This is a genomic window from Streptomyces sp. NPDC087310 (assembly GCF_044744405.1).
Taxonomy (GTDB): Bacteria; Actinomycetota; Actinomycetes; order Streptomycetales; family Streptomycetaceae; genus Streptomyces.
The window spans coordinates 495,484-509,367 of the sequence record NZ_JBIUYF010000005.1 but is presented as its reverse complement, the minus strand read 5'-3'; the positions used below and the strand labels follow the sequence as shown (position 1 = coordinate 509,367).

General features: G+C 73.4%; 10 protein-coding genes. 9 read left to right on the top strand and 1 reads right to left on the bottom strand.

All coding sequences use genetic code 11. The features are described from left to right. Positions 1-7 precede the first annotated feature (7 nt). Positions 8-1,810, bottom strand: coding sequence for a sulfatase (locus tag ACIO3P_RS21460; protein WP_401853049.1), 1,803 nt, complete (start codon positions 1,808-1,810; stop codon positions 8-10). 219 nt (positions 1,811-2,029) lie between these two features. Here ACIO3P_RS21460 and ACIO3P_RS21455 point away from each other — a divergent pair, with 219 nt between their 5' ends. The 9 genes from ACIO3P_RS21455 to ACIO3P_RS21415 all read left to right on the top strand — a co-directional run bounded on the left by ACIO3P_RS21455 (position 2,030) and on the right by ACIO3P_RS21415 (position 13,883). Continuing rightward, a complete protein-coding gene (locus ACIO3P_RS21455) occupies positions 2,030-3,079 on the top strand; it encodes an EamA family transporter (protein ID WP_401853048.1) in 1,050 nt (349 codons plus the stop codon). Positions 3,080-3,160: 81 nt separating this feature from the next. After that, a complete protein-coding gene (locus ACIO3P_RS21450; RefSeq protein WP_401853046.1) occupies positions 3,161-3,964 on the top strand; it encodes a TIGR03084 family metal-binding protein in 804 nt (267 codons plus the stop codon). A gap of 158 nt (positions 3,965-4,122) precedes the next feature. Continuing rightward, positions 4,123-5,868 carry an acyclic terpene utilization AtuA family protein gene (locus tag ACIO3P_RS21445; RefSeq protein ID WP_401853255.1) on the top strand — a complete coding sequence of 582 codons (1,746 nt, stop codon included), beginning with the start codon at positions 4,123-4,125 and terminating at the stop codon, positions 5,866-5,868. Beyond that, a complete protein-coding gene (locus ACIO3P_RS21440) occupies positions 5,865-7,475 on the top strand; it encodes an acyl-CoA carboxylase subunit beta (RefSeq protein ID WP_401853045.1) in 1,611 nt (536 codons plus the stop codon). The genes ACIO3P_RS21445 and ACIO3P_RS21440 overlap by 4 nt, the downstream gene beginning before the upstream one ends. 60 nt (positions 7,476-7,535) lie before the next feature. After that, positions 7,536-9,527 (top strand): biotin carboxylase N-terminal domain-containing protein, encoded by a 1,992-nt coding sequence (locus ACIO3P_RS21435; RefSeq protein ID WP_401853044.1) that lies wholly within the window; start codon positions 7,536-7,538, stop codon positions 9,525-9,527. Further along, complete coding sequence (locus tag ACIO3P_RS21430; RefSeq protein WP_401853042.1) at positions 9,524-10,720, top strand: acyl-CoA dehydrogenase family protein; 1,197 nt, start codon at positions 9,524-9,526, stop codon at positions 10,718-10,720. Before ACIO3P_RS21435 ends, ACIO3P_RS21430 begins: the two co-directional genes overlap by 4 nt. Before the next feature lie 87 nt (positions 10,721-10,807). Beyond that, entirely contained in the window at positions 10,808-12,487 is a 1,680-nt protein-coding gene (locus tag ACIO3P_RS21425; protein ID WP_401853041.1) for a 4-coumarate--CoA ligase family protein, read from the top strand. 56 nt (positions 12,488-12,543) lie between these two features. Continuing rightward, complete coding sequence (locus tag ACIO3P_RS21420; RefSeq protein ID WP_329825122.1) at positions 12,544-13,269, top strand: enoyl-CoA hydratase family protein; 726 nt, start codon at positions 12,544-12,546, stop codon at positions 13,267-13,269. Then, positions 13,257-13,883, top strand: coding sequence for a TetR/AcrR family transcriptional regulator (locus tag ACIO3P_RS21415; protein ID WP_401853039.1), 627 nt, complete (start codon positions 13,257-13,259; stop codon positions 13,881-13,883). Before ACIO3P_RS21420 ends, ACIO3P_RS21415 begins: the two co-directional genes overlap by 13 nt. Position 13,884: the final 1 nt, after the last annotated feature.

Here is a 13,884-nt window from a genome sequence, read left to right as displayed (position 1 = left end):
GGCCCGGTCACTCCTTGGTCCGGCCGCCCGCCGCCACCTTGTCGGACCGCGACGGCCTGTCGTCCTCGTCCTGCGGCCCGTACGCCGTCAGGAAGCGGTCCCTGAAGGTGTCCATGCGCCAGACCGGGGCGTCCGGGCCCGGCTTCAGGCCGTCCTGCCAGCCCCAGTCGGAGATCCGGTCCAGGACCGCCGGGTCGCGCGCGACGATCGAGATCGGGACGTCGCGGCCGGCGCCGGGACCCGTGACGGTCGCGTTGGGCTGGTGGTCGCCGAGGAAGACCAGGACCGTGTCGTCGGTGCCGTACTTCTCCACGTACGAGATGAGGCTGGTCAGCGAGTACTCGATGGCCCGGCGGTACTCGGTGCGCAGCTTCTCGGGGTCCGCCAGCACCTCCTTCGGGTCCGTGCCCGCCTTCTTGATGCCGTGGTAGACCGAGCCGTCACCGATCTCGTCCCAGTCGACCATCTCGGGGATGGGCGACCACGGGTTGTGGCTGGAGGCGAGGACGATCTCCGTCATCAGCGGTTCGCGGTCCTTCTTGCCGTGCTCCAGGCGCTCGTACGCGTCCAGGCTGTACTGGTCGGGTACGGGCGACCAACTGAACTTCGGGCCCCGGTAGCCGATGTCCCGCGAGTCGTAGATGTGGTCCAGGCCGAAGAACTTCCCCTCCGGCCAGGAGCGGGTGACGCCCGGCATGATGCCCACCGTCCGCCAGTCGCCCGTGCGGCCGAAGGCGCCGGTGAGGGTGAGGCGGTCGCTCGACGTGACGCTGCGGTAGCGCTGCTGGTTCTTGATCCACATGCCGGACATGAAGGTGGAGTGCGCCAGCCAGCTTCCCGCGCCCGCCACCGGCGAGGTGAGGAAGCCGCTCTCGGAGGCGAACCCGGCCGCCTTCAGCCGGGCGGTCCCGTCCGCCAGCACGTCGCCCACCTGCGGCGCCATCGCCGGGTCCTCGATCGCGCTGCGGCCGTAGCTCTCGATGAACGTGAAGATGACGTCCTTGCCGCGCAGCCCGGTCAGGAGCTGGTCGCTCGGGGTGTCGCGGAAGTGGTCGACGGCCGCTTCCTTGGCGAACTGCTTGCCGTCCTTCAGCCCGGCGCTCACCAGATCCGCGTGGTTCTGTACGAGGTCGGCCGCCGTCCTGGACGCGACCGGCGCCCCGGCGACCTGTACGCCGAGCGCCGTGCAGGTGACCCACACGGTCCCGAACAGCAGGGTGGTACGGGTCGTCGCGCCGCTGTGGCGCACCAGGAGACCGGCCAGCCGTACGGCCGCCAGCGTCATCAGGACGATCAGGGCGAGGGCGAGGACCACCACCCCGATCACGGCGGCGATCGCACCGGCGCGGCCGAGTGTGTCCCGGAGGAACGACTCGGCGTCGTCGAGCAGGATCCAGTCCAGCACCAGGTCGAACGGCCGGTCCAGGATCGTGTGGAAGCCCATGTCGAGGAAGTTGAGGAGCGTCACCAGCCCCAGGACCGCGCCCGCGACCGCCGCCGCCACCCGGCCCGCCCTGGGCGGCAGGACCAGCAGCACGGCGGCGGCGATGATCGCCTCCACCGGTATGTGCGCGAAGGCGCGGGGGGTGAGGAGGGAGGTCTCGTTCGGGAGGAGGAGGGCGAGGAGGACCAGCACGGCGGAGAGGCCGGTGAGCGTCCAGGACCCGGCCCGGACCAGGGCCGGGTACCGGTCCCGTACGGTGACGGGCGGGGGCTGCTCCTCCGCTGCCGCCGCCTCGTCGGGGACGGTGGTGTCCGTGGTCGCTCCGTCCGTGTTCAGCAGGCGGCGAGCGCGCGTCCAGAGCGACAACCTGAAGGTCCTTCCGTGCGAAACCCTTGGTGGCACGGCGGACCGGGCCCGTCGGGCCGGACCGCCGCCAGACTGTACGGACCTGCGACGGTTTCGGTTCAAGGCCGAACGGGCGTGGTCGGCCCGAGGAGTATATTATTTTGAATCGTGCGTCCAGTGTGTTGGACTGTCGTCGTATCGCTGAGACCGACCGGCTGCTGAGCTGTGTCTGAACTACTGATGGGAGGGGTTGTGGTGGAGGAGTCGCGTACCGCCGCCGTGGGTGCCGCCGTGCCGGTGCCCGAAGCCGTTGCGGCAGGGGTCGCCGACAGGGCCGGTTCCGGTTCGGATCCCGGCTCCGCCCCGGCCTCCGGTTCCCGGCGCCAGGCCCTCGGGCCCGTCGCGCTCGTCGTCGCGGGCGGGCTCTCCGTGCAGTTCGGGGCGGCCGTCGCCGTCATGCTGATGCCCCGCACCGGCGCCCTCGGCATCGTCACGCTCCGGCTCGGGCTCGCCGCGCTCGTCATGCTCGCCGTGTGCCGGCCGAAGCTGCGCGGGTACGCGCGCGCCGACTGGGGGACCGTCATCGCGTTCGGCGCCACCCTCGCCGCGATGAACGGCCTCTTCTACCAGGCGCTCGAACGTATCCCGCTGGGCGTCGCCGTCACCTTGGAGGTCCTCGGCCCGCTCGCGCTCTCGGTGATCGTCTCCCGGCGGCTGGTCAACCTCCTGTGGGCGGTGCTCGCGCTCGGCGGGGTGGTGCTGCTCAGCGGCGGCGGCTTCGACCGGCTCGATCCGGTCGGCGTCGGGTACGCGCTCGGCGCGGGCGCCATGTGGGCGACGTACATCGTCTTCAGCGCGCACACCGGCCGCCGCTTCCCGCAGGCGGACGGGCTGGCGCTGGCCATGGCGGTCGGCGCGCTGCTCATCCTGCCGCTGGGGATCGTGGAGTCGGGGGCGAAGCTGCTGGTGCCGTCCACGCTGGGGCTGGCCCTGGTGGTGGCGCTCATGTCGTCCGTCCTGCCGTACACCCTCGAACTGCTCGCGCTGCGGCGGCTGCCCGCCCCCACCTTCGCCGTCCTGATGAGCCTGGAACCGGGGATCGCGGCGGCCTGCGGCTTCCTCCTCCTGGACCAGGCGCTCGCCACACTCGACGCGCTGGCGATCGCGCTGGTCATCGCGGCGAGCATGGGCGCCGTACGCACCCAGACGCGGAGGCGGACACGGGGGGCGAAGGCAGCGGAGGCGGCGAAGGCGGAGAAGGTGGAGAAGGCGACGAAGGCGACGAAGTAAAGCAAGCATGCTTGCTTGTTTGTACGGGCGCTGCCATGCTCCGGGACACGCACACCGCCGTGCCCCGAGGGGAGCGCATCCGTGTCCGACGCCGTTGCCGTGTTCGGTGACCTGAAGGCCGAGAGTGATGAACTCGACCTGATCGTACGGGGGTTGGGCGAGGCGGAGTGGGCGAGGGACACCCTCGCCCCCGGCTGGACCGTCGCTCACCAGATCGCCCACCTCGCCTGGACCGACGCCATGGCGCTGCTCGCCGTGACCGACCCCGGCGCCTTCGCCGTGGAGGCGGAGCGGGCCGCCGGGGCCCCCGCCGCTTTCGTGGACGAGGCCGCGCGGGCCGGGGCCGCACAGCCGGCCCCCGTACTCCTGGCCCGGTGGCGCGACGGCCGCGAGCGCCTCGGTGCCGCCCTCGGCAAGGCCCCGCCCGGAGCGCGGTTCCCGTGGTACGGGCCGCCGATGAGCGCCCCCTCCCTGGCCACCGCGCGGCTGATGGAGACCTGGGCGCACGGCCAGGACATCGCGGACGCGCTCGGTGTGACGCGTACGCCGACGGCGCGGCTGCGGCATGTCGCCAGAATCGGCGTACGGGCCCGCGACTACGCCCATCGCGTACGGGGCGAGGAGCCGCCCGCCGAGCAGTTCCGTGTCGAACTGACCGGGCCGAGCGGTGAGTTGTGGGCGTACGGTCCCGAGGAGGCCGGCCAGTACGTGACCGGGCCCGCGCTCGACTTCTGTCTGCTGGTGACGCGACGGGCCCACCGCGCGGATCTCGCCGTACGGGCGAAGGGCGCCGACGCCGACCACTGGCTGGAGATCGCGCAGGCGTTCGCCGGGCCGCCGGGGGCGGGCCGCGCGCCCAGGGGCTTACCGGGCCGGGGCGTGTGAGCGGGGTGGGCGGCGGCGAGGGCATACCCGGTCCCGGTGCACTCCGTCCCGGTGCACTCCGTCCCGGTGTACCCGGTCCCGGTGTACCCCGTCCCGGCGTGCTGCGGATCGGGAACGCGTCCGGCTTCTACGGCGACCGCTTCGACGCCCTGCGCGAGATGCTCACCGGCGGGCCGCTCGACGTACTGACCGGGGACTACCTCGCCGAACTGACCATGCTTATCCTCGGCCGCGACCGCCTGAAGGACCCGCGCGCGGGGTACGCGAAGACCTTCCTGCGCCAGTTGGAGGAAGGGCTCGGGCTCGCCCGCGACCGGGGCGTCCGGATCGTCACCAACGCGGGCGGACTGAACCCGGCCGGACTCGCCGACGCCGTACGGGAGTTGGCCGAGCGGGTCGGTGTGCCCGTACGGGTCGCCCATGTCGAGGGCGACGACCTGCTGCGGCGGCGGGAGTGGGGCGACGGCGTCCTCACCGCCAACGCCTACCTCGGCGGCGCCGGGATCGCCGCCTGTCTGCGGGCCGGCGCGGAGGTCGTCGTCACCGGGCGCGTCACGGACGCGGCCCTGGTCACCGGGCCCGCCGCCGCCCACTTCGGCTGGTACGAGGCGGGACCGGCCGACAGTCCCGTTCGCGGTCGTGGCCCAGCTCCAGGCCCCGGCCCCGACCTCGACGCGCTCGCGGGGGCCGTCGTCGCCGGGCATGTGCTGGAGTGCGGCACGCAGGCGACCGGCGGGAACTACTCCTTCTTCACCCGGCACGACGTACGCCGCCCCGGCTTCCCCCTCGCCGAGATCCACGCCGACGGCTCGGCGGTCATCACCAAGCACGACGGTACGGGCGGGGTCGTGGACCTCGGCACCGTCACCGCCCAACTGCTCTACGAGACCGGCGGCGGCCGGTACCCGGGCCCCGACGTGACCGCCAGGATCGACACCGTACGGCTCCACCAGGAGGGCCCCGACCGCGTCAGGATCACGGGCGTACGCGGTGAACCGCCGCCCCCGGCGCTCAAGGTCGGGCTCAACCGGATCGGCGGCTGGCGCAACGAGATCGTCTTCGTCCTCACCGGACTCGACATCGAGGCCAAGGCCCGTCTCGTACGCGCCCAGGTGGAGGACGCCCTCGGCGCGCCTGTCGTGCCTGTCGCGCCCGGCGCATCGGACGCGCGCCGCCGCCCGTCCGAGGTCCGCTGGGAGCTGTCCCGTACGGACCGGCCGGACGCCGCCACCGAGGAGACCGCGAGTGCCCTGCTCCGGCTCGTCGTGCGCGACAGCGACCCGGAGGCGGTGGGGCGGGCGGTCACCGGGGCGGCGGTCGAGCTGGCGCTCGCCAGCTACCCGGGCTTCCATGTGACGGCCCCGCCGGGCAAGGGCGCGCCGTACGGGGTCTTCGAGGCGGCGTACCTCGACGCGGGCGAGGTGACGCAGACGGCCGTACTGCCGGACGGGACCCGCCTCGCCATCCCGACCTCCTTATGGAGCAAGGCAGTTGACGACATACCCCTGCCGCCGCCCGGACTTCCCGAGCCGCTGCCCGCCGGGCTGCCCACCCGCCGCGTCCCCCTCGGCGCCGTCGCGGGCGCCCGCAGCGGGGACAAGGGCGGGGACGCCAATGTCGGGGTCTGGGTGGAGGGCGAGGCCGCGTGGCGGTGGCTGGCGCATGAGCTGACCGTCGACCGGTTCCGCCAACTCCTGCCGGAGACCGACGGGTTGACCGTCGGGCGGCATCTCCTGCCGCACCTCCGCGCGGTCAACTTCACCGTCGTGGGGCTGCTCGGCGAGGGCGTCGCCGCGCGGGCCCGGTTCGATCCCCAGGCCAAGGCGCTGGGGGAGTGGCTGCGTTCGCGCCATGTCGATCTTCCCGTGTCGCTGATCGCCAGATCTCCGGAGGTTCCGCAGTGACCGTGCTTCCCTCCGCCCTCGACACCACCTCCGCCGAGTACGCGGCCCACCGCGACGCCATGCTCGCCAAGCTCGCGCAACTGGACGCCGAGCACGCCAAGGCCCTCGCGGGCGGCGGCGAGAAGTACACCGCCCGCCACCGCGCGCGCGGCAAGCTCCTTGCCCGGGAGCGGGTCGAGCTGCTGCTCGACCCCGACACCCCGTTCCTGGAGCTCTCCCCGCTGGCCGCCTGGGGCAGCGAGTATCCCGTCGGCGCGTCCATGGTCACCGGTGTCGGTGTGGTCGAGGGCGTCGAGTGCGTGATCACCGCCAACGACCCGACCGTACGCGGTGGTTCGTCCAACCCCTGGACCCTGCGCAAGGCGCTGCGCGCCAACGAGATCGCGTACGCCAACCGCCTCCCCCTCATCAGCCTGGTCGAGTCGGGCGGCGCCGATCTCCCCTCCCAGAAGGAGATCTTCATTCCGGGCGGGGCGCTCTTCCGCGATCTCACCCGGCTCTCCGCCGCCGGGATCCCCACCGTCGCCGTCGTGTTCGGCAACTCCACGGCGGGCGGCGCGTACGTCCCCGGGATGTCCGACCACACCGTCATGATCGAGGAGCGGTCGAAGGTCTTCCTCGGCGGGCCGCCGCTGGTGAGGATGGCCACCGGCGAGGAGAGCGACGACGAGTCCCTGGGCGGCGCCGCGATGCACGCCCGCACGTCGGGGCTCGCCGACCACTTCGCGCGCGACGAACCCGACGCGATCCGGCAGGCCCGGCGCATCGTCGCACGCCTCAACTGGCGCAAGGCGCACCCGGATCCGGATCCGGCGCCGGGTCAGGTGGAGCCGCCACGGTACGACGAGGACGAGCTCCTCGGGATCGTCCCCGGCGACCTGAGGACCCCCTTCGATCCGCACGAGGTCGTCGCCCGGATCGTGGACGGCTCCGACTTCGACGCGTTCAAGCCGCTGTACGGGCCGAGTCTGGTGACGGGCTGGGCCCGGCTGCACGGCTTTCCGGTCGGCATCCTCGCCAACGCGCAGGGGGTGCTGTTCTCCGCCGAGTCGCAGAAGGCCGCGCAGTTCATCCAGCTCGCCAACCAGCGCGACATCCCCCTCGTCTTCCTCCACAACACCACCGGCTACATGGTCGGCAAGGAGTACGAGCAGGGCGGCATCATCAAGCACGGCGCGATGATGATCAACGCGGTGGCGAACTCGAAGGTCCCGCACCTCTCGGTCCTGATGGGCGCGTCGTACGGCGCCGGCCACTACGGCATGTGCGGCCGGGCCTACGATCCGCGCTTCCTCTTCGCCTGGCCGAGCGCCAAGTCCGCCGTCATGGGCCCGCAGCAGCTCGCGGGGGTCCTGTCGATCGTGGCGCGCGCCTCGGCCCAGGCGAAGGGCCAGGTGTACGACGAGGAGGGGGACGCGGCGCTGCGCGCGGTGGTGGAGCGGCAGATCGAGTCCGAGTCGCTGCCGGCGTTCCTGTCGGGGCGGCTGTACGACGACGGGGTCATCGATCCGCGCGACACCCGCACCGTCCTCGGCCTGTGCCTGTCCGCCGTGCACAGCGCCCCGGTCGAGGGCGTGCGCGGCGGCTTCGGCGTCTTCCGGATGTGAGGTCCCGTGCGGTCCTGTGAGGTTCCGTGAGGTTCCGTGAGATCCCCTGTGAGGTCCCAGATGATCGAGTCCGTGCTCGTCGCCAACCGGGGCGAGATCGCCTGCCGTGTCTTCCGCACCTGCCGTGAGCTGGGGATCTCGACCGTCGCCGTGTACGCGGACCCCGACGCGGGCGCGCTGCACGTACGGGAGGCCGACGCCGCCGTACGGCTGCCGGGGGCCGCGCCCGCCGACACCTATCTGCGCGGCGACCTGATCGTGGCGGCGGCGCTCGCGGCGGGCGCGGACGCCGTCCATCCGGGGTACGGATTCCTCTCCGAGAACGCGGAGTTCGCGCGGGCCGTCCTCGGCGCGGGGCTGGTGTGGATCGGGCCGCCGCCGGAGGCGATCGCCGCGATGGCGTCGAAGACCCGGGCCAAGAAGCTGATGGCGGCGGCCGGCGTGCCGCTGCTCGCGCCCGTCGACCCGGCCGCCGCCACCGGGGCCGAACTGCCCCTGCTGCTGAAGGCGGCGGCGGGCGGCGGTGGGCGCGGTATGCGCGTCGTCCGCGAACTGGACGATCTGGACCAGGAGTTGATGGCGGCATCGGCGGAGGCGCGGGCCGCGTTCGGGGACGGCGAGGTCTTCGCCGAGCCGTATGTGACGGGGGCCCGCCATGTGGAGGTGCAGGTGCTCGCCGACGCGCACGGCACGGTGTGGGCGCTCGGCACCCGCGACTGCTCGCTCCAGCGCCGCCACCAGAAGGTGATCGAGGAGTGCCCGGCGCCCGGCCTGCCCGACGCGCTCCGTACGGAACTGGCCGGGGCGGCCGTCGCCGCCGCCCGCGCGGTCGGCTACCGGGGCGCGGGCACGGTCGAGTTCCTGATCGCGGAGGGCGGACGCCCCTACTTCCTGGAGATGAACACCCGCCTCCAGGTCGAACACCCGGTCACGGAGGAGGTGTTCGGCCTGGATCTGGTCGCCCTGCAACTCTCCGTCGCGGAGGGCGCCGCCCTCCCGCCGCGGCCACCGGCCGCGCGCGGGCATGCGGTGGAGGCGCGGCTCTGCGCGGAGGACCCGGCGGACGGCTGGGCCCCGCGCACCGGCCGCCTGCACGCGCTGGAGGTGCCGGGGGCCAGTGGTGTCGCCGGGAGTGGGGGTACCACCGCGCCCCGGCTGCGTCTCGACACCGGGTACACCGGGGGCGACACCATCGGCGTCCACTACGACCCGCTCCTCGCCAAGGTCATCGCCTGGGCGCCCACCCGGGAGGCCGCCCTGCGCCGCCTCCGGGACGCGCTGCGCCGGGCCAGGGTGCACGGCCCCGTCACCAACAGGGAGCTGCTCGTACGGTCGCTGGGCCACCCGGACTTCGCCGCGGGGCGTCTCGACACCGGCTTCTACGACCGCCACCTGGACGCCCTGACCGCCCAGGACCCCGGCCCCGGCGCGTGGCACGCCGCCGTCGCCGCCGCGCTCGCCGACGCGGCGTCCCGGTCCCTGCGCGGCGGGGTCCCCGCCCGGCTCGGCGGCTGGCGGAACGTACCGTCGGCGCCGCAGAGCAAGACGTACGGCGACCACGAGGTCCGCTACCGGGCGACCCGCGACGGATTCGTGGTCGAGGCCGAGGCCGGAGGAGTAGGGGATGCCGGGGATGTATGGGTCGTCGCCGTCTCGCCCTCCCGCGTCAGCCTCCGCATCGGCGGCGTCGTACGCCACTTCGACGTCACCGCGTACGGCGACGAGGTCCATGTCGACTCCGCCACCGGCGCCCACCGGCTGCTCGCCCGGCCCCGGTTCGCCGGTCCCGGCCGTACCGCCGAGGCGGGCTCGCTGCTCGCGCCGATGCCCGGGACCGTCGTACGCGTCGCTGACGGGCTGACCGAGGGGGCGCGGGTCGGTGCGGGCCAGCCGCTCGTCTGGCTGGAGGCCATGAAGATGGAGCACCGCGTCGTCGCGCCCGCCTCCGGCACGCTCACCGCACTCCTCGCCGTCCCCGGCCGCCAGGTCGAGGTCGGCGCCCTGCTCGCCGTCGTCACCGCCACCGACGCACCGGAGGAAGATCCCTCATGAGCGGCCCCAGCACCGGCACCGGCACGATCCCCCCTTTCCTGACCGAGAGCGAGGAGCACACCGCGCTCCGCGCCGCCGTGGCCGCCCTCGGCCGCCGCCACGGACGCGGCTACGACCGCGAGACCCTGTGGCGCGAGGCCGGCGCCCTCGGCTACCTCGGGGTGAACCTGCCCGAGGAGTACGGCGGCGGAGGCGGCGGTATCGCCGAACTCTCCCTGGTCCTCGAAGAGTTGGGCGCGGCGGGCTGTCCGCTCCTGCTGATGATCGTGTCGCCCGCCATCTGCGGCACGGTGATCGCCCGCTTCGGTACCCAGGCTCAGAAGCGGCAGTGGCTTCCCGGCCTCGCCGACGGCTCCCGCACCATGGCCTTCGGCATCACGGAGCCCGACGCCGGATCCAACTCCCACCGCATCACCACCACCGCCCGCCGGGACGACCAGGGCGACGGCTGGATCCTGAACGGCCGCAAGGTCTTCGTCTCCGGCGTCGACATCGCGGACGCCACACTCGTCGTCGGCCGGACCGAGGGTCGTACCGGGAACGGGACGACCGGCTCCCTCAAGCCCTGCCTCTTCATCGTCCCGCGCGACGCCGACGGCTTCACCCGTACCCCCATCGACATGGAACTCCAGGCCGTGGAGAAGCAGTTCGAGCTGGTCCTCGACGATGTACGGCTGCCCGCCGACGCGCTCGTCGGCGACGAGGACGCCGGGCTGCGCCAGCTCTTCGCCGGGCTCAACCCGGAACGCGTGATGACGGCCGCGTACGCCCTCGGTATGGCGCGGTACGCGCTCGACCGCGCCGTCGAGTACGCGAAGACCCGCCAGGTCTGGGCGGCGCCCATCGGCGCCCACCAGGCCATCGCGCACCCCCTGGCGCAGTCCCACATCGAGATCGAACTCGCCGGGCTGATGCTGCGCAAGGCCGCCCACCTCCACGACGCGGGCGACGGCGCGGGCGAGGGAACCGGCGCGGGCGAGGCTGCCAACATGGCCAAGTACGCCGCCGGGGAAGCCTGTGTACGCGCCGTCGACCGGGCCGTGCACACTCTTGGCGGCAACGGTCTCACCCGCGAGTACGGTCTCGCCTCGCTCGTCACCGCCGCCCGGGTGGCCCGGATCGCGCCCGTCAGCCGCGAGATGATCCTGAATTACGTATCCCACCAGTCCCTGGGTCTCCCCAAGTCGTACTGAGACAGGCGATTCTGGCCCTCCTGACGCCGACGCCCCGCGCCCCCGGTGCGGCCGTCCGCGCCGAGCCCGCAGCGAAGGGGATCCGCCATGGTGCACCACGGGGTTGACGGGGTCCGGGAGGGCCACGGGGTCCATGTGTTCCGCAGCGAGTACGCGGACGTCCCGGCCGTCGATCTGCCCATCCACGAGGCCGTGCTCGGCCGCGCCACCGAGTACGCAGACACCGTCGCGCTCATCGACGGGACGACCGGCGTGTCCACCACGTACGCCCAACTCGACGCCGCGCACCGGCGGATCGCCGCCGCCTTCGCCGACGCGGGGGTGCGCAAGGGCGATGTCCTCGCCCTGCACAGCCCGAACACCGTGGCGTATCCGGCGGTGTTCCACGCGGCGACCCGCGCCGGGGCCTCCGTCACCACCGCCCACCCCCTCGCCACCCCGGAAGAACTCGCCGCCCAGCTCCGCGACTCCGCCGCCCGCTGGATCGTCACCGTCTCGCCCTTACTCGAAGTGGCCAGAAGAGCCGCCGAGTTGGTCGGCGGGATCGAGGAGATCTTCGTCTGCGACCGGGCGCGCGGACACCGCTCGGTCCTCGACCTGGCGCGGTCGACCGCGCCCTTACCCGAGATCGCCATCGACCCCGGCGAGGACATCGCGGCGCTCCCGTACTCCTCGGGCACCACCGGCGTCCCCAAGGGCGTGATGCTCACGCACCGTTCGATCGCCACCAACCTGGCGCAGCTCGAACCCGTCATGGGGATGGGCCCCGGCGACCGGATCCTCGCCGTACTTCCTTTTTTCCACATATATGGCCTTACCGCGCTGATGAACGCGCCCCTGCGGCACGGCGCGACCGTCGTCGTCCTGCCCCGCTTCGACCTCGACCAGTTCCTCGCGGCCATCGAGAAGTACCGCGTCAACGGGTTGTACGTGGCCCCGCCCATCGTGCTCGCCCTGGCCAAGCACCCGGCCGTCGCCCGGTACGACCTCTCCTCGCTCGACTACGTCCTGAGCGCCGCCGCCCCGCTGGCCCACCCGCTCGCCGCCGCGTGTGCGGCCCGGCTCGGCCTGCCGCCCCTGCGGCAGGCGTACGGCCTGACGGAGCTGTCGCCCGGCAGCCATGTCGTCCCGCTCACCGCCGAGCACCCGCCGCCCGGCACCGTCGGCAAGCTGCTGCCCGGCACCGAGATGCGCCTCCTCGACCTGGCGGCCGGGGAAGGGACGGAGCGCGACGCCGCCCCCGGCGCCGAGGGCGAGATCCTGGTGCGCGGCCCGCAGGTCATGAAGGGCTACCTCGGCCGCCCCGAGGCCACGGCCGGGATGATCGACGCGGCGGGCTGGGTGCACACCGGCGATGTCGGACGGGTGGACGCGGAGGGCTGGCTCTTCGTCGTCGACCGGGTCAAGGAACTCATCAAGTACAAGGGTTTCCAGGTCGCCCCGGCCGATCTGGAGGCCCTGCTGCTCACCCACGACGCCATCGCGGACGCGGCGGTGATCGGGGTGTACGAGGACGACGGCAACGAGGTGCCCAAGGCGTTCGTCGTCCGCCGCCCGGGCGCGGAGGAGCTGACCGAGTCCGAGGTCATGAGGTTCGTCGCCGACCGCGTCGCCCCGTACAAGAAGGTCCGCCGGGTCGAGTTCGTCGGGGGCGTGCCGCGCGCCGCGTCGGGCAAGATTCTCCGACGGGAACTGCGGGACCGTGAGGCGCGGGAGCGGGACGTGCGGGAGCGTACGGTGCGCGACCGCGAAAGGGAGAACACGTGACACCGAACACACCGTCCGCCCGGCCGACGGAATCCCGGGAGTCCCCGGACGCGCCGGTGACGACCGCCCACGACCGGGGCATCACCACACTGACCCTCGACTCACCCGCGAACCGCAACGCCCTGTCGGCGCGCCTGGTCGACGCGCTCTCCGACGCGCTGACGGCCTGCGGCGCGGACCCGGCCGTACGGGCGGTGGTGCTCACGCACACCGGCACCACCTTCAGCTCCGGCGCCGACCTCAAGGCCCCGGCCAACCCGTACACCTTCGTCGGTCTGATGCGGCAGATCGTCGCCCTGCCCAAGCCCGTCGTCGCGCGCGTCAGCGGCCATGTCCGGGCCGGCGGGCTCGGGCTGCTCGGCGCGTGCGACCTCGCGCTCGCCGACCGTACGTCCGACTTCGCGTTCACGGAGGTACGGATCGGGGTCGCCCCGGCCGTGATCTCGCTGCCGCTGCTGCCCCGGATCGCACCGCGCGCGGCGGCCCGCCATGTCCTCACCGCAGAGCGCTTCGACGCCGTACAGGCGGTGGAGGCCGGGCTGATCACCGAGGCGGCCGACGATGTGGACGCCGCGCTCGCCCCCGTCCTCGACGCGCTGCGCGCCGCCTCGCCGCAGGGGCTCGCGGAGTCCAAGCGGCTGCTGACGGTCGATGTCCTGGACGCCTTCGACCGGTACGCGGAGGACCTCGTCCAGCGCTCCGCCACGCTCTTCATGACGCCGGAGGCGCGCGAGGGCATCGCGGCGTTCCTCGAACGGCGGGACGCGGCATGGGTGATCTAGGACCACCGGCGCCGGTGGGACCACCGGAGGCGGTGGCGTTCGGGCCGAAGCAGGAGCGCAGCCGCGCCACCCGGCAGCGGCTGCTGGAGGCCGCCGTGGCCTGCCTCGCCGCGTACGGCTGGGCGGGCTCCACGGTCTCCGTCGTCGCCGAGCGGGCGGGCGTCTCGCGCGGCGCGGCGCAGCACCACTTCCCGACCAGGGAGGACCTGTTCACGGCCGCCGTCGAGCAGGTCGCGGAGGAACGGTCCGCCGCGCTGCGCGCCCTGGTCCCGGCGGGCCCGGGACACCGGCGCGCGGCGGTGGAGGGCATCGTGGCGCTCTACACGGGCCCGCTGTTCCGCGCCGCGCTCCACCTGTGGGTCGCGGCCTCGGACGAGGAGCGGCTACGTCCCCGGGTCACCGAGCTGGAGGCCCGGATCGGCCGGGAGACGCACCGGATCGCGGTGGAGCTGCTGGGCGCGGACGAATCCGTGCCGGGCGTACGGGAGACGGTGCAGGGGCTGCTGGACATGGCGCGCGGGCTGGGGCTCGCGACGCTGCTGACGGACGACCGGCGGCGGCGCGAACGGGTCGTGGCCGAGTGGGCGCGGATCCTGGACGCGACGCTGGGCTGAG